We start from the raw sequence: 23,955 nt of genomic DNA on the forward strand, positions 1-23,955 counted from the left end.
CAACTTCAATAGCTTTTTTTAAATGCTAACATACTGTCAATTCGCTGCAAATCTTAGCGTAAGCAAAGACAAACAAAGACGAATAGTCATCCCGAGCTTGCACGATTTTTGAAACAACTCAGAAAATTATTCGAGAATATTAAAGAAACATACTCGACTTTAATGAATTTTAGCCAATTTTAGTGAATTTTTTCCCCAATGAATTACTCTCCCACACGGCCGCTATTAAACGCCAAAGTAGCACTTGTTACCGACGCCTCGAATCCACTCGGCAGCATCATTTCGCGCGCGCTGGCACAACAAGGGTGGGACCTTGCCCTACATTACGGGGATGCACAGCCACCGGCATTGCTGCTGAAGCTCGTCAAAGAATGCGAAAATCTGGGTCATCGCGTGCATCTCATCAGCGCCGATCTAGCCGATGAAACACAGGTTAAGTCGTTGATCCCACGGATCATTGTCGCCCTTGGAAGCCTAACGTGCGTGGTCAATAACGCAGCCCGTGTTGTGGCTGATGTTGCCGCCGATTTTTCAGCCTCACACCTGGAACGGCATATGCGCACCAATTTAGCCGCGCCAATTCTATTGGCGCAATCGTTGCATGCAACCACTGCTGAAGGAGCGCAAGCGGTGGTCATTAATTTATTAGACCAAAAACTGTTTAATCCCGCACCTGACTTTTTATCTTACACATTGTCAAAAGCGGCACTTCAAAAGGCGACAGACTTGCTGGCCCTGGCGCTGGCACCAAGGGTACGCGTGGTTGGCATTGCCCCGGCGCTCAATCTTGATGCTCCCGGTTTGACTCTCACATTGGACGCTGCCACGACCGCGGATGACTTTGCCGCCAGCATCTGTTTTATCGCCAGTTCGACCGCCGTTACCGGCACCACTTTGCTGATCGACGGCGGCGCGCATTTGCGCGCTCGTTCAGGAAATCGGAATGTCATTGTCCCGACCACAGCATCTGCACTATCGGCGACCTGATTCATGAAAAAATCAGCCAACATCAACCTTATTTTTACTGACTGAAACCATGCCATCTGCGCTCATCCATCCCGATCTTAGCGACTGCCGCCGCCTATTTTTGCGTAACTACGAAGTGCAGATCAATATCGGCGTCTTTGAATTCGAAAAAAAAGGCGAACAGCGGGCGCTCATCAGCGTTGATCTGTTTATCCCATTGGCGGTGTCGACACCCAATAATGATCAACTCGATGAAGTTGTCGACTACGACTTCATGCGTAACACTGTCGCGAAACGCATGCAGCAAGGCCATATACATCTCCAAGAGACTTTATGTGATGACCTTGCCAGCGCGTTGCTGGCACATCCCAAGGTACGTGCCGTGCGTGTCATCACCGAAAAACCGGACGCTTATAACGACTGCGATTCAGTTGGCGTCGAAGTATTTCGGATCAAACCGAAAGCATCATTGTTGGAGCCATTATGAATTCCGTATTAAAAACATTTTTCGATCCAAATATGCTGGATCTCATCCCAGCCATACCCCATCTCGCGAGCGCCGTTGCTGAGCAGCCAGCGCCGCCGAGTGCAAAGCAAGTCGAAAAGATCGCCCACGAAAATAACAAGCTGCATAAACGTCTTTGTCGGCAAGTCGGACAAGCCATCGGCGACTTCAACATGATTGAAGACGGCGACAAAATTATGGTGTGTTTATCGGGCGGCAAAGACAGCTACGCGCTGTTGGATATTTTGATCACGTTACGCCAGCGTGCACCGATCAATTTCGAGATCATCGCAGTCAATCTGGATCAAAAGCAGCCGAATTTTCCTGCGCATATACTGCCCGACTACCTGACCAAACTCGGCGTGGCGTTCCACATTGAAAATCAGGATACTTACAGTATCGTCAAGCGCCTGATCCCGGAGGGCAAAACCACTTGCTCGCTATGTTCCCGCCTGCGCCGCGGCATTCTGTATCGCGTCGCCACAGAACTGGGTGCCACCAAAGTCGCGCTTGGTCATCATCGTGACGACATCATGGAAACTTTCTTTCTAAACATGTTTTTTGGCGGCAAGTTAAAAAGTATGCCGGCCAAGTTACAGTCAGACGACGGCAAACAAATCGTCATCCGCCCATTGGCCTATGTAAAAGAAGCGGATCTCAGCCGCTACGCTGAAGTGAAACAATTTCCGATCATTCCCTGCGATTTGTGCGGCAGTCAGGAAAATCTGCAGCGCAAACAGATCAAAGGCATGCTGCGTGATTGGGAAAAGAAGCATCCTGGGCGCGTAGATAACATTTTCTCGTCGCTGTCCACCGTCGCGCCATCGCATCTGATGGATCGCAACCTGTTCGACTTCACCGGACTGAAAGCAACCGGCATTGCCGACCCCAACGGCGATATTGCCTTTGATGATGAGCCATGCGCCGTGCCAACTAATACTGTCTCAAGCATCATTCCGTTGCAAGTTGCCGAATAACTGAATAACCAGTTCGGCAAATCAAACGGCTTATTTGTGACGCTAAACGTTACAAATAAGCCGTTTTCCAACTTTGGATCACTGATTTAACCGATAAACCGTTTATGGCAGTTAAACGCACAATTCACCATCTTGCAAATTTTCAATGGTAGTTGCGAGATCGGACTATATAATCAAAACTCCTGCTGGCATTAAGCAAAGTCGATAAGCGGCCTCAATAAGCTGTATCAATCCGCCATGTCAACGGGACGTGAATTTGTTTTACGGGTGCTCATCTCGCTCTATTAATCATCGGAGAAGAAATTATATGCCCGCTTCCTACACCCTCAAAAGGGACAGCGATGGACAGTTTTATTTTGTGTTGTACGCAGCTAATGGTGAAGTCGTCTTAACCAGCGAAACCTACGCAGCCAAAGCATCTGCAGAAAATGGCATCGCCTCAGTACAAACCAACAGCTCGCATGATGACCGGTACAGCCGAAATCAGGCAGCCAATGGCAAGTTTTACTTCAATCTGAAAGCTGCCAATCATCAAGTCATCGGCCACAGTCTGATGTACAGCACGACCGTTGCCCGCGATGTTGCCATCGCCACGGTAAAGAAAAATGGACCAACGCAATCGGTAGTCAATGACACGTGACGACGTAGTCACGTAATGGGCCAGTCAACGTCATCACATAACGGTTTAAAAATACGATTTCCATCGACCTCCGCATAACTTGGCGGATCACTTGATGGTTGTGTGAAGTTAGCTTTCTGTTGCGAGACTGTTGCACAAGAGGCAATAATTATTATTGTATTTGCAACCAACTGTAAGCCGCGTCATCTTTTCTGACGACAATCCGTTCTAGACTGCACAATACTAATTAAGGGCTCACATGAAACATCGATACCTTCATCGTTATGCTGTCCTGGCGTTCACTATTGCAGCCACTCTTACTGTCGCCGGTTGCGTGGTCGCACCGCAACAGCGCGTAGCGCATGAAAATCACATTGTTCAAACACCACCAGCGCCATTATCCGAGGTGATCCCGCCGCCACCTTATCCCGATGCCTATTGGATTGGCGGCCACTGGAAATGGGAAGGTAACCGCTATGTCTGGAACAACGGACACTGGGAACAATCTCGTCAAAATCAAGTGTTTCAGCATCCTTATTGGAGTAACAATGGTGTCGAATGGACCTATCATCCAGGTCGTTGGGTAACGCTGGTTCCAACCACTAGCACCTCAGCAATAGTCATCAACGTCGCGCCGCCTCCACCTAGAATCGAAAACCTGACGCCCTCGCCTAGTCCGAACCATGTCTGGATCGGCGGCTATTGGCGCTGGAACAATGGCGAGCACGTATGGGTCAGCGGACATTGGGAAGTGCGACGCGACGGTTATTTTTATGCACCGGCACATTGGTATCGAAGTGGCAACACCTGGACCTTTTCCAGCGGATTCTGGCAGCACTATTAAGCCTTTAAAGTGTCTTTGATGAGATGAAGTTGCTATAAATCGCATATTTACCTCCCACCGTGGCAATGCCACCATGGGAGGTTTACGTCTAGACGGATTATTTATCTGGGTTGACGTCCAATCCGTATTTAAAAATATCCTCAGCGTCGTAGCAGAAGCTCCAGCATCGACCAAATGGAAAGTACTATCTTTCTCGCTTCGTTCTCTTTTAAGGCCTCTCATTACTGATCGCGGAGATATTGCCTTGCCATATTGTTTATCCGCTATTGCCGACCAAAAACCATTGAAATGATTGTGGGCCATCGTGCTAAAATTTCGCACCTCATTTCACTGCAAAGTACCGTCATGAACGTCGTCATCCTCGCCGCTGGAATGGGCAAACGCATGCAGTCCGCCCTACCCAAAGTCTTACATCCGCTGGCGGGTAAATCCTTGCTAACGCATGTTATCGATACAGCACGCACCTTATCGCCCACGACGTTGTGCGTCATCTACGGGCACGGCGGCGATGCAGTGTTGACCCAATTTACTGCTGCCGACTTAGTATTTGCCAAGCAAGAGCCGCAACTAGGCACCGGCCACGCGGTCATGCAAGCGATTCCGCAACTCGACGACGCTGTGCCGACACTAGTTCTATACGGCGACGTGCCGCTGACCACCAGCGCATCGTTGCAACGTCTGGTAGCCGCAGCTGGCTCAGACAAACTCGGCATCTTGACAGTACAACTTGACGACCCAACCGGCTACGGCCGCATCGTTCGAGAAAATGGCGCAATTGTTCGTATTGTGGAACAAAAGGACGCCACCCCAACCGAGCGCGCTATTACCGAATGTAACACCGGCATCATGGTCGCACCCACCGCGCTGCTAAAGCAATGGCTCGCTGGCTTATCGAACAACAATGTACAGGGCGAATATTATCTGACCGATATCGTCGCCAGCGCCGTTGCCGGCGCCACCGAAGTCGTATCAGCGCAGCCAGACGCAGTATGGGAAACCTTAGGCGTCAACAGCAAAGTCCAATTGGCCGAACTGGAACGCATCCATCAACGTAGCGTTGCGGATCGTCTGCTGGAACAGGGCGTGACCTTGCTTGATCCAGCGCGTCTTGACGTGCGCGGCACGCTAACTTGCGGTCGCGATGTCACGATCGATGTTAATTGTATTTTTGAAGGAAGCGTCACGTTAGAAGATGGCGTGACTGTGGGTGCCAATTGCGTCATCAAAAATGCCCACATTGGCCTTGCAGCCAATATCAAACCTTTCTGCCACATCGAGCAAGCGACAGTCGGTGCAGCCTCCCAAATCGGACCTTATGCCCGGTTACGGCCCGGTACCACACTGGGCGAAGAAGTCCACATCGGCAATTTCGTCGAAGTCAAAAACAGCCAGATCGCCGCGCACAGCAAAGCCAATCATCTGACCTACCTCGGCGACGCGACAATCGGTTCGCGCGTTAATATCGGGGCCGGCACCATTACCTGTAACTATGACGGCGTCAATAAATCCCGCACCATCATTGAAGACGACGTATTTATCGGTAGCGTCAGTCAACTCGTGGCACCCGTCACGGTCGGCAAAGGCGCTACTTTGGGAGCAGGAACTACGCTGACCAAAAATGCGCCAGCAGGCAAACTCACCGTAGCGCGCAGTAAGCAAATGACGATCGATGGCTGGGAACGCCCTGTAAAAATAAAAAAATAGTACTTTTGGTAAGTTGCGCCAGAATTTGAACGCTAGCCAAGGCGGTTCATGGTGAAAGTTACACCATTCAACCGATCATCATTAACCGCCTTAGACCGTCAACACAGCGAGCACTTCTGTCTCAAACCGCAATGTTAGTCTCAAACTTGCTGCGCAAAATCGAAAAATACGTTTTCACGTTGCGTACATTTTTTTGCGCCGCAAATAACTTATGCGCCATCGCATGATAGGCCGCCATATCGGCAACCTGCGCTACCAACACAAAATCCGGCCCTGGCGATACGCGATAGCATTGCAACACTGACGCCTCTTTCGCAACCAGCGCCTCAAATGCCACTTGATATTCGTCACCCTGATGATCCAGTGTGACTTCCACCAGCGCCGTTAGTCCCGCACCCACCTTTTCCGGCGCAACGATTGCCACCTGGCGCACGATCACGCCCAGATCGGTCAAGCGCTTAACCCGACGCAAACAGGTTGGTGCAGATGCATGAATAGTTGCCGCCAACTGCTGGTTGGTTTGCGATGCATCCATTTGCAGCGCGTTCAAAATACGCCGATCAAGCCCATCTAAAATAATATCCATATGGAAATTCAAAATTAATCTGAAATATTTAACCGAAAATTAGTGATATTTGAATTTAAATATCACCAATTAATTACAGTGAAATAATACGTCATTTTTAACTGTATAAAGAACATTTATTTCATTCTCTTACGCCTAGAATAGAATTATTCATATTTATTCTGAGGTTGCCATGTGCGGTATCGTCGGCGCAGTTGCGCAAAACAATGTCATTCCAATCCTCATCGAAGGATTAAAACGCCTTGAGTACCGCGGCTATGACTCTTGCGGCGTCGCTGTACATCTGGATGGAAAGTTGCAACGATCGCGCAGCACATCGCGCGTTGCCGATCTGGAAAGCCAGATCGTCACATCAGGGCTAAACGGATTTACCGGCATCGCCCACACTCGTTGGGCCACCCACGGCGCACCCGCCACGCACAACGCCCATCCGCACTTTTCCCGCGACCGCATTGCGCTAGTACACAACGGCATTATCGAAAATCACGATGACCTCCGTGCCGAATTGCAAGCCGTCGGTTATGTGTTCGAAAGTCAGACCGATACCGAAGTCATCGCCCATCTGGTTGATCACATGTACACCGGCGACTTGTTCGACACCGTCCAGCAGGCCGTCAAGCGCCTCACTGGCGCTTATGCCATCGCAGTATTTAGCCTTAATGAGCCACATCGCGTGGTCGCTGCCCGCCAAGGTTCACCGCTGATTGTTGGTATCGGGAAAGGGCAAAATTTCGTCGCATCCGACGCAATGGCGATCGCTGGCACGACCGATCAGATTGTCTATCTGGAAGAAGGTGACGTTGTCGATTTGCAACTGCAAGGCGTCTGGATCGTCGATGCCAATGGAAAATCTGTCGAGCGCGAAGTCAAAACCGTCCATGCGTATAGCAGCGCGGTCGAATTGGGGCCGTATCAGCACTACATGCAAAAAGAAATCTTCGAGCAACCACGCGCTATTGCCGATACGCTCGAAGGCGTCATTAACATCATGCCGGAACTGTTCGGCGACAAAGCATTCAGCACTTTTCAAAAAATAGATTCAGTCCTTATACTGGCATGCGGCACCAGCTATTACGCTGGCCTGACCGCCAAATACTGGCTAGAATCAATCGCCAAAATTCCCACCAATGTCGAAATCGCCAGCGAGTATCGCTATCGTGACAGCGTGCCGAACCCAAACACACTGGTCGTCACCATCACCCAAAGCGGCGAAACTGCCGACACACTCGCCGCCGTGAAACATGCGCGTGCCCTAGGAATGCTGCACACGCTGACGATTTGTAACGCCGCCACCAGTGCCATGGTGCGCGAATGCGCGCTAGCCTACATCACCCGCGCAGGCGTCGAAGTCGGCGTAGCCTCAACCAAAGCCTTCACCACGCAACTGGTCGGCCTCTTCTTGCTGACCCTGGCATTAGCACAGTCAAAAAATCGCCTCAGCGACGAACAAGAGCAAGCGCACCTCAAAGCACTACGTCATCTGCCCGCTGCGCTCCAAAGCGTCCTAGCACTGGAACCGCACATCGTCGCCTGGGCCGAAGCCTTTGCACGTAAAGAAAACGCACTTTTCCTCGGGCGCGGCATTCACTATCCAATCGCCCTCGAAGGCGCATTAAAGCTCAAAGAAATCACCTACATCCACGCCGAAGCCTACGCCGCTGGCGAACTAAAACACGGCCCGCTCGCGCTAGTCACCGAAGAAATGCCCGTCGTCACCGTCGCCCCCAACGACGCCCTAATCGAAAAGCTCAAATCCAACATGCAAGAAGTCCGCGCTCGTGGCGGTCAGTTATACGTCTTCGCCGACGCCGACTCCCGTATCAATTCCAGCGAAGGCGTACACGTGATTCGACTGCCGGAAAACTATGGCGTTCTATCACCAATTCTGCACGTGGTGCCGTTACAGTTACTGGCGTATCACACCGCGCTGGCACGTGGGACGGATGTGGATAAGCCGAGAAATTTGGCTAAGTCGGTGACGGTTGAGTGAGTAGAGGTAAGCGCGTTATTTTAATGTGTGGACCACAAAAAAATTCACTTAATGATTGAGTAATGCCTCCCTAAGTTGGCAACCGCTATTGCATCATGTGACCAGTTTTTCGGCCATCCGAAACCGCTATGAAATCTTTACGAAAGCGGCTCACTAAGGTCACTTTCACCGTCGTGGAGCCGCTGGTGACTAGCACTAAATGTCGTCTGGTTTAAACAAGCCAAACAGCATGCGGCGCGCGACTAAGCCGCGAGGAGCAAGTTGTCCATAATTGCCGAACCCTCCTTAAACCAACTGCTGAACCACCTTCGGCGTGGCGACAACATCGCGTTGCCGGATCTTTTTATTAAAATCGTCAGCGAACATCCCCGATATTTAATGCATCCAATTTTCCAAAAACCTGATTCCCGTGTGCGTTAGCGCATACGCAACAACTCGGGGGCGCTACCTGTCACCGGCCTCACGTTGGTCACAAGCGATTATTGGATTGCAATGGCGACCTCTCCGCATACATTAAACCGTCATCGCTAACGGTTTACCCAAATCCAGCCCAAGCACTTCTGCAAACTTCGCCAACTGCGCGGCATCTTTGCCGGAAGGCAGCGCACGCAATGCAGCAAACGCAATCCATTTCGCATCGACTTCAAAAAAATCACGTAGGTTAGCGCGTGTATCGCTGCGTCCAAAGCCATCCGTTCCCAATGTAACGTAATCTGCCGGGACGTAGGCACGGATACTTTCGGGAATACTCCTCACGTAATCGCTGGCGGCAATAACAGGCCCCCTACTCGGGCTCAGTTGCTGCGTGACATACGCTTCGGTCGAAACGTAAGAAAGGCGTTGATTGCGTTCTGCTGCGATGCCGTCGCGTGCCAGCTCGGTGAAGCTGGTGACGCTCCAGACTTCCGCGATCACACCGAATTTTTCTTTAAGCAAAGCAGCAGCGCCAATTGCTTCTTTCAAGATCGGTCCGGCACCCAGCAAACGTACGTCAGGATTTTCCTGCGATTGTAGGCAATACATGCCGCGCTTGATACCCTCTTCAGCACCTTGCGGAAGGCTCGGCTGCGCTTCATTTTCGTTAGTCGCGGTGAGGTAGTAAAAAACATCCTCATTGTTGTCCAGCATACGGTGCATACCATCCTGCACGATCACTGCCAATTCATAGGCATACGCAGGATCGTAGGACACACAATTCGGCACCATTGCTGCCATCACATGACTGGAACCATCCTGATGCTGCAAGCCTTCGCCCGCCAGCGTGGTGCGCCCTGAGGTCGCGCCAATCAGAAAGCCGCGCGCACGTTGGTCGGCGGCGGCCCAGATCAAATCGCCGATGCGCTGGAAGCCAAACATCGAGTAGTAGATATAGAACGGCAACATCGGCAAACCATGTACCGAATAGCTGGTTGCAGCCGCCGTCCACGAAGAAATCGCCCCCGCTTCGGTAATGCCTTCTTCCAAAATCTGTCCGTCCTTGGCCTCGCGATAGGACAGAATTGAGCCAATGTCTTCTGGCTCATATAGTTGACCTTGTGCGGAATAAATCCCCACTTGCCGAAACAGGTTGGCCATGCCGAAAGTACGTGCCTCATCGGCCACAATCGGTACGATGTGTTTGCCTATTACAGCGTCCTTCAACAATCCCCCCATCATCCGCACCAGCGCCATGGTGGTCGACATCTCCTTGTTATCGGCTTCGAGCGCAAATTTAGCGTAGGCACGGATTTCCGGTACTGCCAATTTGGTTTGCACTTTATTTCTGCGTGGCATGAAACCCCCCAGCGAAGCGCGTCGCTCCAACAAATGGCACATTTCGGCACTGTTATCAGCGGGCTTATAAAACGCCAGCGCTTCGCAATCCGCATCCGAAATCGGTAAACGAAAGCGGTCACGGAACGCGATCAGATCGCTGGTATCGAGTTTTTTCTGTTGGTGCGTGGTCATCTTGCCCTGACCCGCTGCGCCCATACCAAAACCTTTTTTGGTTTGCGCCAAAATCACCGTAGGTTGACCACGATGATTGGCCGCTGCCTCATACGCCGCATGAATTTTTTTCATGTCGTGGCCGCCGCGTCGCAGACGATCGATCTCATCGTCGGTCAGCGTTGCACCAATCGCCTGCATCGCTGGATTCTGCCCGAAAAAATGGGCGCGATTAAATGCGCCATCATTGGCCGCAAATGTTTGCAACTGACCGTCTACTGTATCGTTTAACGCATTGACCAACTCGCCCGATTTGTCGCGTGCAAATAACGGGTCCCAGTCTGAACCCCACAATAATTTAATGACGTTCCAGCCAGCGCCGGTAAATAAGGTTTCCAGCTCGTCGACGATATGACCGTTGCCACGTACCGGACCGTCGAGCCGTTGCAAATTGCAGTTAACCACGAAGACGAGGTTATCCAGCGTCTCACGCGAAGCAAGGCTGAGCGCGGCCAGCGATTCCGGCTCATCCATCTCACCATCGCCAAATACGCCCCAGACCTTGCGGTCCTGCGGTTTCAGCAAACTGCGGTTCTCCATGTAGCGCATAAAGCGCGCATGATAAATCGCGCTGATCGGACCTAGTCCCATCGAGCCGGTCGGAAACTGCCAGAAATTTTCCATCAGCCACGGATGTGGATAGGACGACAATCCCTGCGTACCTTGTTTCTTGCCTTCAATTTCCTGCCGGTAGAACGATAATTCTTTCTCCGTCAGCGTGCCTTCAAGAAATGCACGCGCGTAAATACCGGGAGCAGAATGGGCCTGAAAGTACACCAGATCACCGCCGAAATCGTCAGTCCTGGCACGGAAAAAGTGGTTGAAGCCGACTTCGAACAGATCGGCTGCCGAGGCATAACTGGCGATATGTCCGCCCAGTTCGCCATACGCGCGGTTGGCGCGCACCACCATTGCCAATGCGTTCCAGCGGATCAGACTACCCAGATGTTGCTCCATGGCGAGCGCATTTGAACCGCCCGGAAAAGGAGGCTCGTCTTCAACGCGGATGCTGTTGGTATAAGGTGTATTGCGCGAGTCACGCCATTTGATGCCAGCCTTCTGCGCAGCTGCGCTCAGCCGCGACAGCAGATAACGCGCACGTTCCGGACCAGCGGCTTCGATCACGCCTTGGAATGCCTCCATCCATTCGCTGGTTTCTTGCACATCGCTATCGAACTGACCATTCAAATGGTTCGTGGATGACATTTCCATGACTTTCGTTCCTCGCTTGATACATAGAATGAATCGAAAACAAGATAAAGGAGGGATGGTAACGATTACATCCTCCTACACGTCCAACCTTCTCAAAAAGTTTAAATAATGACTACAAGATCACCACTATCAAGGATTACCGAGCTAGTCCGACTGTTAACGCCCGCTATCATTGGATGTGGATTTTTCAAATGATGTCGTCGATTCTAATACCTATATTGTATTTGCATCAGAACCTGTCAGTTCACAAGCGTGTGCGACGCAAACATTGATTGATGTCTATTCACTTTTCATTTGATTACGATGACCTCAAACGCTCACAACGCCCATAAAAAAAGCTCGCCGAAGCGAGCTTTTTTTGACACTAGAGGCAGTTATTAGAACTGGTTCATCGTATTGTCTTTACCAGATGCTTTCAGCGCAGCGTCGCCACTGAAGTAATCTTTGTGATCATCGCCGAGGTCTGAACCGGCCATGTTTTGATGCTTAACACAAGCGATACCCTGACGGATTTCTTTGCGTTGAACGCCAGCAACATAACCCAACATACCTTGATCACCGAAGTAATCCTTTGCCAGGTTGTCAGTAGACAATGCAGCAGTATGATAAGTCGGCAGCGTGATCAGGTGATGGAAAATACCGGCTTCACGTGCTGAATCGGCTTGGAAAGTGCGGATTTTTTCGTCAGCAGCAATCGCCAACTCCGTTGCATCGTATTCAACACTCATCAAACCAGCGCGATCGTACGAAGAAACATCTTTGCCTTCACTTTTCATGATGTCAAAAATTTGCTGACGGAAGTTCAGTGTCCAGTTGAATGATGGGCTGTTGTTGTACACCAGCTTGGCATTTGGAATAACTTTACGAATCGCCTTAACCATACCGCCGATTTGTGCAATGTGTGGTTTTTCAGTTTCAATCCACAGTAAGTCAGCACCGTTTTGCAGGGATGTAATTGAGTCCAGAACACAACGCTCTTCACCAGTACCAGCGCGGAACTGGAACAGGTTACTAGGCAAACGCTTAGGGCGGACAAGTTTACCGTCGCGCTTGATGATGACGTCGCCGTTTTTCATCGCATCGGCCGACACTTCTTCAACGTCGAGGAAGGCGTTATATTGATCACCCAAATCGCCAGGCTCATTCGTTACTGCGATTTGCTTGGTCAGGCCAGCACCCAATGAGTCGGTACGCGCAACGATGACACCGTCGTCTACACCCAGTTCCAGAAACGCGTAGCGAACCGCGCGGATTTTGGCGAGGAAGTCTTCGTGAGGAACCGTTACTTTACCGTCTTGATGGCCGCACTGCTTTTCATCAGAAACCTGATTTTCGATCTGGATGCAGCATGCACCCGCTTCGATCATCTGCTTAGCCAACAGGTAGGTCGCTTCCGCATTACCGAAACCGGCATCAATATCAGCAATGATTGGTACTACGTGCGTGATGTGGTTATCAATTTTATCCTGAATCGCTTGCTTGGCAGCACCTTCAGCACCGTCTAATTGCCGGAATAAACCACCCAACTCACGTGCATCAGCTTGACGCAAGAAAGTGTAAAGCTCTTTGATCAGCGCCGTTACAGCAGTCTTCTCGTGCATCGACTGGTCAGGCAATGGGCCGAACTCAGAACGCAATGCGGCAACCATCCAACCCGACAAATATAAATAGCGACGATCGGTGCTGTTGAAGTGTTTCTTGATAGAAATCATCTTCTGTTGACCGATAAAACCGTGCCAACAACCCAAAGACTGGGTGTACTTGGACGAGTCAGCATCGTAGTTGTTCATGTCATCGCGCATGATTTTCGCAGTGTAACGTGCGATATCCAAGCCCGTTTTAAATCTGTTCTGAATGCGCATACGTGCAGCGGACTCAGGATTAATCGCGTTCCATGCACTACCTTCTTTGTCCTTCAAACCGGTGATGGCTTTGATGTCTTCTTGATATTGTGACATGTGGATTCCTTAATAAAGTAAGTTTGAAAATAAGTAAGACTAAAAAACGAATCGGGTGCTGAGGCATCTCTTCACTCATGCCCGAACAACAGGGCGGTGAACTCAAAGCAAAACTGCATGGATCAATAATAGCCGGTTTTTCTCATATGAGCCATGTCTTATATAAGACATATGACTTAAATTAATCTCTTTATTTTCAGATACTTACATACTATTTTTTGCTATGTGAAATGTATTTTCAAAAAAAATGTATAAATTCCCTCATTTTTTTCATGCCGTCATTTCACAGTGTGGAATCAACTTTCCGTATCGTGGGAAAACCACAGTTACAGTTCGCCTTAACCCGTTTAAGCGAGCGAATTGTTAAGCGATGACAGACAAAAATGATGTAAACGCCGAAATTTAGTCACCGCCGGAGAGGCAGTGCAGGCGTGTGTTGCGAAAGCGGCACATTCGCCCTTCCGCCTAATGACTTTTAACGGAAAAAGGGAAACTACTTTTTTGCATGAGATGAAAAATACATGGATCGAGCGCCCGCCAAGCCCGGACGCTGACGCTGAAGGACGAACGTTGAAAACGTTAACGCAAGCCAACATTATCGCAATTACCACATCAAATCGTCCGGGATCTGGAAGGCTGCATACGGATCGTCAGCGTCAATTTCAGTGCTAGTCTTGCTCACCCGCACGACGAGCGAGTCATCGCGCTCCGCGATCTTGTCGGCAATAATTCTAGGTACCAATTCAGGCACGCCGCCCTGACAAATAATCACCAGACGCCCAGCCACTAAATGCGCTTGAACCGCGGCAGATACATATAGCCGTTCGATCTTCTTGTCATGCGTAAAATGATAAGCGATATCGCCAGCGCCCTTGCTCTGGCGATTCTGCTGCACCATTTGGGTAATTTGCGCCAGGATTGCCTTTTGGGTTGCGGCCGCGTCGCGCTGTGCATTGAGTTCGCGGGCGCGATCAGCATTCTTGCGTTGCGTGTCGAGTGCTGCCTGGCGCGACTCATCAACACTGGACGTACCTGCACGGCGCTCAGCCTTTTGCTGCTTACTCTTGTCCTGGTGCGCCACTTTGGCTTTGTTTTTGTCGACCAGGCCAGCTTTTAAAAATTGCTCTTGCAAAGAGGCCATATGAACTACTCCGTAAATAGGGTCTACCGGATCATGCAATGATGCCGATCAGTGGAAAGACGCTAGCATAGCAAAAATGTCGACCAAGCAGATCAGGGATCGTGACTGGCAAGCATTCAAACTCTGTCAGAGTACCGCTGTGGCAAGGGATTGTGCGGCTTGAATGTGGATTTTCTGTGCATCAAACCATGCCGATTCCACGCATCGCAAAGCTATAATATGAGTCAATACAAGTAAATGCTGTCGGCACGGACTGCGTCTGCCTCTGCGTCATCAAGGAATCCAAATGAAACTCGATCGTCATAGTAATGTAGCGATGTACGTGCAGATCGCCGATGCGCTGGCGCGCGACATCGCGCAGGGCATATACCCACCATCGGCGCGCCTACCTTCGGAAGCGGATCTGGTGGCCCAGTTCGCAGTCAGCCGCGTCACTGTTCGTCAGGCTATCGATCAGTTGGGCCGTCAGGGGCTTGTGACCCGCAAACAAGGCAAGGGGACGTTTGTGTCACGTCAGGTCATGCATCATGAGCTAGGTGATCTGGAAGGCTTCTATGATGTCTTGCTTAAACAAGGAGTCGTGCCACAAACGCAATTGCTGGAATTTGTACCAGTCCTCACGCCGCAAGAACTGGTGGCCACCTTCGACGAAACTGTCACGCAATTGCATTTTCTGAAACGCTTGTATCTGGTCGATAACAAACCCATCGCTATCGCCTATGGCTATCTGCGGTTGGACAACGCCAATGTCACTTGGGAAGAGGCGCAGCGCTATCCGATCTATGGTTTGCTCGACCACTTCACATCTGCCCAAATCGCCCGCGCCGACATACGCATTCGCTCAGAACAAGCCACACGCAAGGTCAGTCAAGAACTCGCCCTGCCGTCGCGGGCCTCCACACTGGTCATGCAGCGTACGTCCTTTTGCAATCGTGGTCGGGTCCGTGAGCACTCGACGTTCTACATTCGACCTGAGAACTATGAGTTCAAACTGAGTGTTTCAGGACCGTTGCCGATTAGCTCATCGCTTTTTAACGTCTTGTCCACGCCCGACCAGCACACTAGCGCCACGGTCTGATCCACACAGCTCAGTTGTTACTCGCGACCAATAAAACGTACCTTCTGTGGCGAACCGTCAGCAGCCAGGTGATCATCCGCTGACGCCGGGGCAATAACAGGGCCGCGCAACACACGCAAGGTTTTGGTTGCCGGATCAATCTCTACCAATGCACCATGGGGAATCAACGACGTCACGTCCTCATCGAACCCCGCCATCATTGAGATGCCGCCAAGCGCTGCACCTTGTACCAAAATCGGGTTGACGCTGTTGAACACAATGGCGAGTGGCACCATGTCACGCGACTGCATTTCATTCAACATCCACGCACTCGCCACGCCACCCTTAGCGGTATCAAGTACCAAAATTTTGCCAATATAGGATTGGCCGACAAGCTTGTGCGTTGGTCGGGAAAACACCCCGCGCAAGCGATTCAAATCGTAGCGTGCGGAGAATCCATCCTTCGCCACCAGTGCTTCAGCGGTCACTTTATTTCCCATCGCATAGCGCGCGGTCAAGACTAGTTCACTCATGATAACTCTCCCGTTACAGCAGCATTCACGCAGTCTTCCATCGATGCGAGCATCGGTACATAACCGTAACCGCCCAGTATATTAATCAACTTGGCGCTATTACTGGCGAGCCGTTTCCAGCCCTTGGCCTCTGCGATTTCACGTGCGTACGACTGATAAAAACACATGCCCGACATCACGGTTCCGCCTGCCGCCTCAATCCGGTCGGTGAAACCAAAACGATCCGCATCTGGCTTAACCTGCGGACTGGTAATCGCCAGCAGCGGTATCTTGAAGCGGCGACCTTCGCACAGTTCAGCCAGGGAACGCAGTTCGTACAAGCTCAGTTGCGGCGCGGAGAACACGACGACATCAATAGTCTTTTCCACAGCGTAGCTTTTCGTCAGCGCATCGATATCGCTTCGGGTAATACGATGATGCACTGGAAGCTTGTGGCCTCCAACATCTTCCAGTCGCGACGCTTCCGGCGTGATACCAACGATATGAAACAGCGCGATCGATCCGAAGCTCGCCATCGCTGCGCCAAAGTGTTTCAACTCATCCGAAGTCGGCGCAACGGTGAGGCCATCAATCACCGGCACTTCCCAATAGTTACCCGCCAATCGCCCGATTACGCCACCCAGTGCGCCCCACTCGTTGAGCGTTTTTGGCGTCAGGTTAACCTGAAAACGCAGCGTCGCCTGACGATGCGCATCAAGATGAAAGCCATAGCGCGGCGTCCGTCCGGTCAAACCTGCCGAAATAGCAGAAGGACCACCCTCGAAGTTCGAGCGCGCGCCGTTGATCGAGTTGGAATAGATCACGACACCGGTATCGCCGAACGCGACGTGTTCGCCACGTGTCGCTGCCTGCACCGTCTGATAGTTGATGCAAGTATCCGTCATGCTGACACCGAGCTTGATGAAGGCATTGATTGCGCGACGTTCCAGCTCTAACATCCAAGACTGCTGGCCCAGCTCATTCGCTTTGGAAAAATCGGTCCCGCGCGGATCGGTGATGGTCGGCACGCGGACGCGATGCAGGCCATCTTTGACGTCGCACAAGCGTTCCAGCCACATGACGCCAGCCTGACCAAGGCTTTCGGTATCGGCCATGACGTGCGCTTGCGTGACAGGAACAAAGTCGCGTGCCTCAAAAAAATCACCGACCATGATCTGATGTTGCATAGCGATCTGCACGACTTCACCCATCTCACCGGCCAGCATCGCCTTCTCTTCGTCATTGAGGTGCATGTTTTATCCTGTGTAAGTTGTTTTGTAAATTATTTTTAATCTGTTTTGTAACCTGATTTGTAATCTGCAACTCATGCTTTTGCACCCACAATACCCGCCGTGATCTCGGTGCCTGGCGCGGAATCGTCGTGATCGATAAACGGTTTGTCTGGTCTCATCCAGAATGCGGCCACCATACCGATCAACAGCAAGCCAATCGATAATACAAACGGCAAGTGCCAGTTCCCCGTCTCGTCGATGATGAAACCAAATAGTAATGGTGAAGTAATCCCTGCCACGCCGAAGCCGATATTCATAAAACCACTTGCCGTTCCTGCATAACGGGGGGTGATATCCATCGGCACTGCCCAGAGCGGAGCAATCACCAACTCCATCAAGAAGAACGCCATGCACAAGCAGATCGATACAACCTTAAGATCAGTGAGAAAGAGTACCGGCAGCAAAAAAATCAGTGCACCACCCATACCCAGAATGATGACGTTACGCCGTGCCATTTGTACGTTACCAGTCCGTTTGAATACATGATCGCTCAACACGCCGCCCACCATATCCCCGCCGATCCCCGCAATGAACACGCCAGAAGTGAACAACGCCGAATCACGCAGATTCAGGTGATAGTTGTGCATGAAGAAGGACGGCAGCCAGGTCAGAAAAACCCATAGCGTCCAGGCGTAGCAGAAGTCGACCAGCGTGACCGGCAGCATCCGCCGTAATAGACGCCTGACCGGCACTTTGACACTTTGTTTATGTAATGCAAGCTTAGGCAACCGCGCAAGCTCTTCAGGATTCATGCCCGGATGCGTTGCTGGGTCATCGCGGAAATACCAGTACCACGCCATGATCCACAGCACGCCGATAACACCTGCGATGATAAAGGTACCGCGCCAGTTCCAGAAGGTCATCAGCAACACCACGATTGGTGGCGTCAATGCACTCCCAAGACGCGCGCACGCATGGGTAATGCCTTGACCAAGTCCGCGCCGTTCCGCAGGCAACCAGCGAGCCATCGCACTCGTGGCGGTAGCAAGCGTCGGCGCTTCACCGATGCCCAGTAAAATCCGGCACATGACCAGTGACACAATGCCGCCAACAAATCCGGTCAGCAACGACGCACAAGCGACAATTAAACCAAAGGCTGTCAGTATCCGACGCGGCCCGAACTTATCACCTAGCCAGCCACCGAATAACTGCACGATGGCGTAAGGATAGGCAAAGGCGGAAAACGCAAACCCGAGTTGCGTATTCGACAGTTGCAAATCGCGGCGGATGGCATCTGCTGCAGTCGCAATATTGACGCGGTCTGAGTACTGAACAAGATAGAGCAGACAGATCAGAAGAAGTACGCAATCTGACACTTTCGGCTTCCAGCGAAGATTCTTCACTACCGTTCTACTGTCCACCGATCCCTCCTTTTTAGGCAAGCGAGGTGTTTGAATCTATCTCACCATCTCGCCAAGTCTACACTTCAATGTATTAATACGACTTAATACATCTTAGAATATAGACCGGCATAATGCCTGTCAACAGCTTTGCGATAGATTGCCATCGAGACATCTATTTGCCGCTCTCGATACAATCGTCTTAATTCAAGATATCAAGATATAAATGTTGCGAAGGAAGTCAGGTCAACCTGTTTGCCGCTTGTTCTACGTCGCTAATGCAGATTATCGTTGGTGTTCATGCGAGCCTGGATTGAGGAAGCATTCCGATGTGATTGCAAGTCGCACCTCACGAACGGAGCAGCGAAATAGGCGTGTTACTCGTCATGCGAGCCGATTCACTCACCTCGACTAACATGAGCAGAACCTATCCTGGAGTGCAAAAGACAAACCGGCTACGCCAAGGATAATCGCATTGCAGGAAGGTTTAAACGCAACAATGCATAACCTGTTGTCGGGAGTTTCGTCTGTTATGACGGAATCCCGAGTATCAAGGTGTATTGCCCGATTTCTTATGCGGCCACGCTGCCATCGAGTGTCGGATAGTCAACATAGCCATGCGCATCACCGCCGTACATCGTCGATGGATCGGCTTCGCTGAGCGGTGCGGATAGTCGCATACGCTCGACCAGATCTGGATTGCTGATAAACGGTCGACCAAATGCGATCAAATCAGCCTGCCCCGCATCCAACCGATCATCTGCCAATGCGGCGTCGTATCCGTTATTTGCCATATACGCGCCGTTAAACAAAGAGCGTAATAGTTGCAGGTCGAAGCCGCCGGGTACCTCGCGCTCACCACCGGTATCGCCTTCAATGACGTGAAGATATGCAAGATTAAAAGCGTTCAATTTTTCAATCACGTGGGTGAAAAGAGCCTGTGGATTACTATCCCAGATATCACCGAATTTGCTGAGCGGTGAGATCCTTAAACCCACCCGATCGCCACCCCACACTGCGGTGACTGCCTCCGTGACTTCTGCCAAAAGGCGAACACGGTTTTCGATACTGCCGCCATATTCATCCGTGCGTTGATTGGTTTTGTCGCGAAGGAACTGATCAAGTAAATAACCATTCGCCGCATGAATTTCAACCCCATCAAAACCGGCAGCTAACGCGTACTTAGCCGCATCCTGATACTGGGTAACGATGCCCGCCATTTCGTCCAGCCGCAATGCCCGCGGCGTCACCAATGGCACGAAGCCATCGTTGGTATAGGCTTGTCCTTCTGGTTTAATCGCAGAGGGCGCAACCGGCAATTCACCATTCGGCTGAATGGAAGGATGCGAAATCCGGCCAACATGCCACAACTGCAAAAAGATATGGCCGCTTTTAGCATGGACCGCGTCGGTAATTTTCTTCCAGGCCCCAACTTGCGTCTCGTTATAAATGCCTGGTGTAAAAACATACCCTTTACCTTGGGGCGAAATTTGAGTGGCTTCGGCAATAATCAGCCCCGCACTCGCGCGTTGCGCATAGTACAAAATCGCCATTTCACTCGGCACATCACCATCAGTCGCCCGACTGCGTGTCAACGGCGCCATCACGATACGATTAGGGAGTAGATAAGGACCGAGTTGAACACTTTCGAATAAACGGTCGTTACTAGGGTTGGCTGTCTTGCTTGAACCTGTTTGCATAGTGATCCTGATTAAAAAGAATGGGATTGAAGGTGAGCGAGCGAGGAAGATATTTATTTACCTAACGCTGGTGAGAAAAAACCCGTTATTTAAATACCTCACCATCCGAAGAATGGCAATTTTGCAAGGCTATTGTCGACATCAAACAAAATGTCGCATTTATTTGCCGGGTCATCGAGATTTTCAGGTGATGCGATGATAATCGCATCACCTTGGACAAATGATGATTTTGCCAACAAAGGCGACAATCAGACATCTTAAACACGCTACGTCTTCGACGATCTGTCATAAAACTTTAACTTTGCACAAAGCAGCTTTGCGCACGCCATAGCCATGTAAACCTACTTTAACTGCTTTTTCAGTTCTTCACCGGCGTGCTCAATTGATGACCGCACGGCTGGTACCTCGCTGATAGCATTGAGCAGACCGAAGTCATGAATCATGCCGTTAAAACGTACGCTGGTGACCGGTACGCCAGCAGCATCAAGCTTGCGGCCATAGGCCTCGCCTTCATCACGCAGTACATCATTTTCGGCAGTGTGAATCAGTGTTGGCGGCAATCCTTTAAATTGTGCGGTGCTGCCTTGCAAAGGCGAGGCCGTAATTTCGCTCCGCTTGGCAAGGTCGGTCGTATAATTATCCCAGAACCACATCATCATATTCCGCGTTAAGAAATGACCTTCCGCAAATTGTTTATAGGATGCCGTCTCGAAATTGGCGTCAGTTACTGGCCAAAACAATATCTGCGCCCGAAGTGGCGGCCCGCCCCGATCTTTCGCCATCAACGCGACCACCGTTGCCATGTTGCCGCCCACGCTATTTCCCGCCACCGCTAGCCTGGCACCATCAACCTTCATTTCGTTACCATGCTCTGAAACCCACTTTGTTGCTGCGTAAGCTTGCTTAATTGCAATACCATACTGTGCTTCAGGTGAAGGCGTGTAGTTAACGAAGACAGCCACTGCACCCGACTGAACCACCAGGTCTCGCACCATCCGCTCATGAGTGGGAAAATCTCCCAAGACCCAGCCACCGCCGTGGAAAAACATGAAAGCAGGCAATGCCTCGGAAACATCGACCGGGCGAACGATCGTCAGCTTGATATCGCCGCCATCGACGTTGATCATCTTTTCCATCACTTCGGCTGCTGGTAGCGTTAAATTAACGCCAGATTGCGCGTTAGCCAGGACCTTTCGTGCCTCCTCAGGTGATAATTTCTCCATCGGCTCACCGCCCGCGGCCGCCAGCTTTTCCAGGAATGCCTGCACTTGATGGTCAACTGACGGGTTTCCTGCCGCAACGTTCTTCATAGGTTTATCTTTATCCGTTTCCATAGAGCTTCCTTTCTAATTGAATGGGATGAAAACTGCGCTAGTGATTGAGATCGTTTGCTATGTTTTTAGCATAGTGCGCTATAAACTTTAGTCAATTAAGGGCGTCATCGATACGCCATTATTTTGCCGTTATTTCGCTATTACCAGCGCATTAATGATCGCGGTGATTAACAAAATACAATTACAATTGTGTTTATGTCTTGTCCGGCAAAAAAGATACTGTTGAATCATTCCTTATTGATAACATGCTGATAACATACCGACATGAGGAAGACGATTCGCGGCATCACCACAGCGAATATTCTTTCTGACTAAAAGGGACTGAATAGAATGCATTTTATTTTTTCGACCTGTCGACAAGGATTGCTAGTGATTTTACTAAGCCTTGTTCCTGCTATCGGCGTCTTCGCTGCGGGTACGCCCATCGCTATCCTGGATTTTGAGCTCAATGACCTGACACTCAATTTGACCGCTAATCCGGTCAATCCTGAAGAGGTAGTGCGTACATCGACGCTTCAATCGCTATTAAAAAATGCGTTGATAGCGAAGGGCGGCTACACGATATGCGCTATCGATTCGCCCACTCAGGAAAAAGCAAATGCAGGATTAGGGTATCTTTATGGTCATCCCGACGTTGCTGCAGAACTTGGGCAAAGCGTGGGCGCAGACTGGATCGTGGTTGGGCGCTTGCACAAAGCGAGTTTCTTGTTTGTCTATTTGAAAGCCCAACTGATTAATACAAAAACCAAACAAGTGGTCGAACAATACTCGGTCGAAATCAAGGGTCAGCAAAACAAGATTACGCCAAAAGGCGTGGACCGTCTGGCACAACAGATAAACGATACGATACGCTCCGAAGCCAGCCAGCCGCACCTCTAATGCGGCATCATGCCGAGACGGCACGCGAATTTTTGTATGTAAATTTTGATTAATTCGGCGCCATATTTCCACCCCAACAGGTTGATAAACGTAACAGCTCCGCAAAGATTGGCAGAGCATGACCCTCAACGGTCATGCTCTATGCCAATTTGCTACTCTTCCACTAATCCATCGCAATTGCCCTGGCAATCACCATCCGCTGAATATCACTCGTACCTTCATAAATCTGCGTCACGCGCACGTCGCGATAAATCCGTTCGACCGGAAAGTCACGCGTATAACCATAGCCGCCCAAGGTTTGCAGCGCCGCGCTACACACTTTCTCCGCGCCTTCAGACGCGAACAGTTTAGCCATCGATGCTTCTTTGAGGCACGGCAATCCGGCATCCTTCAGTGCGGCGGCATGCAGCGTCAATTGCCGCGATGCTTCAATGGTCATCGCCATATCTGCAAGCCGGAAAGCGACCGCCTGATGTGATAGTAAAGGCACACCGAACGATTCACGTTCCTTCGCATAAGTCAGCGCTGCTTCATACGCGGCACGCGCCATGCCGATTGATTGGGCTGCAATACCAATACGTCCCGCTTCCAGATTCGACAGTGCAATTTTGTAACCCTGTCCTTCCTCACCAACCAACGCATCAAGTGGTACGCGACAATTCTCAAAGCTAATTTGCGCGGTGTCCGATGCGTGCTGTCCGAGTTTTTTCTCAATACCGGCAACCCGATAACCGGGCGTATTGGTCGGTATCAAAAAGCACGACATTCCCTTTTTACCTTTAGCGGGATCGGTGAGCGCGAGTACGATAGCGACATCGGCCTCACGTCCGGTGGTGATAAATTGCTTGACGCCATTGAGTACCCATTCGTCGCCATCACGCCGTGCGCTGGTCTTCAATGCCGATGCATCGGAACCCGCTTGCGGTTCTGTCAGACAAAAACATCCCAATAAGCGACCGCTGGCGAAGCCTTCCAGATAGCGCGATTTTTGCGCTTCCGAGGCGAATTTTTCAGTGATCCCGCAGATGAGCGAATTCTGAACTGACACGATGGTGGATGTCGCGCCGTGGCCTGCTGCGATTTCCTCCAGTACCACGGCTAGTGTGACGTAATCCATGCCCGCGCCGCCGTACTGTTCACTCACTGTCACGCCCATCGCGCCTAAGCCGCCTAGCGCTTTCAATGCTTCCCGCGGGAATAGGGATTCCGCTTCCCATTTTTCGGCAAACGGAGCCAATTGTTCTTGAGCGAAGCTGCGTATCGCTGCGCGGATCATTTGCTGTTCTTCGGTCAAAATCATGTTATCTCCGATTGTATTTATTAATGCATTGCCTTAACGTTAGAACATTAAAA

19 protein-coding genes are annotated in these 23,955 nt (G+C 50.8%); 9 read left to right on the plus strand and 10 right to left on the minus strand.

Annotation, left to right across the window (positions count from 1 at the left end; genetic code table 11):
- Window positions 1-198: 198 nt before the first annotated feature.
- From ACXX82_RS09465 to glmU, 6 genes are all read left to right on the plus strand, one after another.
- On the plus strand, window positions 199-987 hold the full coding sequence (locus tag ACXX82_RS09465) for an SDR family NAD(P)-dependent oxidoreductase (RefSeq protein ID WP_322233972.1): 789 nt from the start codon (window positions 199-201) through the stop codon (window positions 985-987).
- Window positions 988-1,036: 49 nt separating this feature from the next.
- Complete coding sequence (locus tag ACXX82_RS09470; protein WP_323506141.1) at window positions 1,037-1,453, plus strand: dihydroneopterin aldolase; 417 nt, start codon at window positions 1,037-1,039, stop codon at window positions 1,451-1,453.
- 32 nt (window positions 1,454-1,485) lie between these two features.
- Window positions 1,486-2,448, plus strand: a complete 963-nt coding sequence (gene ttcA / locus ACXX82_RS09475; RefSeq protein ID WP_416186851.1) for a tRNA 2-thiocytidine(32) synthetase TtcA — start codon at window positions 1,486-1,488, stop codon at window positions 2,446-2,448.
- A 307-nt stretch (window positions 2,449-2,755) separates the two neighbouring features.
- On the plus strand, window positions 2,756-3,088 hold the full coding sequence (locus ACXX82_RS09480) for a YegP family protein (RefSeq protein WP_322233976.1): 333 nt from the start codon (window positions 2,756-2,758) through the stop codon (window positions 3,086-3,088).
- Between the two features lie 238 nt (window positions 3,089-3,326).
- Entirely contained in the window at window positions 3,327-3,911 is a 585-nt protein-coding gene (locus tag ACXX82_RS09485; protein ID WP_322233978.1) for a hypothetical protein, read from the plus strand.
- Between the two features lie 345 nt (window positions 3,912-4,256).
- Window positions 4,257-5,615, plus strand: a complete 1,359-nt coding sequence (gene glmU, locus ACXX82_RS09490) for a bifunctional UDP-N-acetylglucosamine diphosphorylase/glucosamine-1-phosphate N-acetyltransferase GlmU (RefSeq protein WP_323506140.1) — start codon at window positions 4,257-4,259, stop codon at window positions 5,613-5,615.
- Window positions 5,616-5,736: 121 nt separating this feature from the next.
- On the opposite strand, the gene ACXX82_RS09495 is transcribed toward glmU, so the two are convergent.
- Entirely contained in the window at window positions 5,737-6,201 is a 465-nt protein-coding gene (locus tag ACXX82_RS09495; protein WP_322233982.1) for an Lrp/AsnC family transcriptional regulator, read from the minus strand.
- A gap of 172 nt (window positions 6,202-6,373) precedes the next feature.
- Here ACXX82_RS09495 and glmS point away from each other — a divergent pair, with 172 nt between their 5' ends.
- Window positions 6,374-8,191, plus strand: a complete 1,818-nt coding sequence (gene glmS, locus ACXX82_RS09500; RefSeq protein WP_322233984.1) for a glutamine--fructose-6-phosphate transaminase (isomerizing) — start codon at window positions 6,374-6,376, stop codon at window positions 8,189-8,191.
- A gap of 513 nt (window positions 8,192-8,704) precedes the next feature.
- Here the strand turns inward: glmS and mdeB are convergent.
- The 3 genes from mdeB to ACXX82_RS09515 form a co-directional block, all read right to left on the minus strand.
- Complete coding sequence (gene mdeB / locus ACXX82_RS09505; RefSeq protein ID WP_458562809.1) at window positions 8,705-11,389, minus strand: alpha-ketoglutarate dehydrogenase; 2,685 nt, start codon at window positions 11,387-11,389, stop codon at window positions 8,705-8,707.
- Window positions 11,390-11,766: 377 nt separating this feature from the next.
- The gene (locus ACXX82_RS09510; protein WP_458562810.1) at window positions 11,767-13,347 is read right to left on the minus strand and encodes an isocitrate lyase; all 1,581 of its coding nucleotides are present in this window, start codon (window positions 13,345-13,347) and stop codon (window positions 11,767-11,769) included.
- 604 nt (window positions 13,348-13,951) lie between these two features.
- A complete protein-coding gene (locus ACXX82_RS09515; protein WP_322233992.1) occupies window positions 13,952-14,488 on the minus strand; it encodes a DUF2058 domain-containing protein in 537 nt (178 codons plus the stop codon).
- A 286-nt stretch (window positions 14,489-14,774) separates the two neighbouring features.
- On the opposite strand from ACXX82_RS09515, the gene ACXX82_RS09520 reads away from it, so the two are divergent.
- Window positions 14,775-15,566 (plus strand): GntR family transcriptional regulator, encoded by a 792-nt coding sequence (locus ACXX82_RS09520; RefSeq protein ID WP_458562811.1) that lies wholly within the window; start codon window positions 14,775-14,777, stop codon window positions 15,564-15,566.
- 17 nt (window positions 15,567-15,583) lie between these two features.
- Here the strand turns inward: ACXX82_RS09520 and ACXX82_RS09525 are convergent, their stop codons facing one another.
- From ACXX82_RS09525 to ACXX82_RS09545, 5 genes are all read right to left on the minus strand, one after another.
- On the minus strand, window positions 15,584-16,078 hold the full coding sequence (locus tag ACXX82_RS09525; protein ID WP_322233995.1) for an aconitase X swivel domain-containing protein: 495 nt from the start codon (window positions 16,076-16,078) through the stop codon (window positions 15,584-15,586).
- On the minus strand, window positions 16,075-17,310 hold the full coding sequence (locus ACXX82_RS09530; RefSeq protein WP_458562812.1) for an aconitase X: 1,236 nt from the start codon (window positions 17,308-17,310) through the stop codon (window positions 16,075-16,077). The genes ACXX82_RS09525 and ACXX82_RS09530 overlap by 4 nt, the downstream gene beginning before the upstream one ends.
- A gap of 71 nt (window positions 17,311-17,381) precedes the next feature.
- On the minus strand, window positions 17,382-18,692 hold the full coding sequence (locus tag ACXX82_RS09535; RefSeq protein ID WP_458562813.1) for an MFS transporter: 1,311 nt from the start codon (window positions 18,690-18,692) through the stop codon (window positions 17,382-17,384).
- A 569-nt stretch (window positions 18,693-19,261) separates the two neighbouring features.
- Window positions 19,262-20,389, minus strand: a complete 1,128-nt coding sequence (locus tag ACXX82_RS09540; RefSeq protein WP_322234001.1) for an alkene reductase — start codon at window positions 20,387-20,389, stop codon at window positions 19,262-19,264.
- Window positions 20,390-20,730: 341 nt separating this feature from the next.
- Window positions 20,731-21,723 carry an alpha/beta hydrolase gene (locus ACXX82_RS09545; protein ID WP_322234004.1) on the minus strand — a complete coding sequence of 331 codons (993 nt, stop codon included), beginning with the start codon at window positions 21,721-21,723 and terminating at the stop codon, window positions 20,731-20,733.
- A 369-nt stretch (window positions 21,724-22,092) separates the two neighbouring features.
- Here ACXX82_RS09545 and ACXX82_RS09550 point away from each other — a divergent pair, with 369 nt between their 5' ends.
- On the plus strand, window positions 22,093-22,602 hold the full coding sequence (locus tag ACXX82_RS09550) for a DUF2380 domain-containing protein (protein WP_323506133.1): 510 nt from the start codon (window positions 22,093-22,095) through the stop codon (window positions 22,600-22,602).
- Window positions 22,603-22,765: 163 nt separating this feature from the next.
- Here ACXX82_RS09550 and ACXX82_RS09555 read toward each other — a convergent pair whose 3' ends face one another.
- Complete coding sequence (locus ACXX82_RS09555) at window positions 22,766-23,902, minus strand: acyl-CoA dehydrogenase family protein (RefSeq protein ID WP_322234008.1); 1,137 nt, start codon at window positions 23,900-23,902, stop codon at window positions 22,766-22,768.
- Window positions 23,903-23,955: the final 53 nt, after the last annotated feature.

It is taken from the genome of Glaciimonas sp. GNP009 (assembly GCF_054343755.1).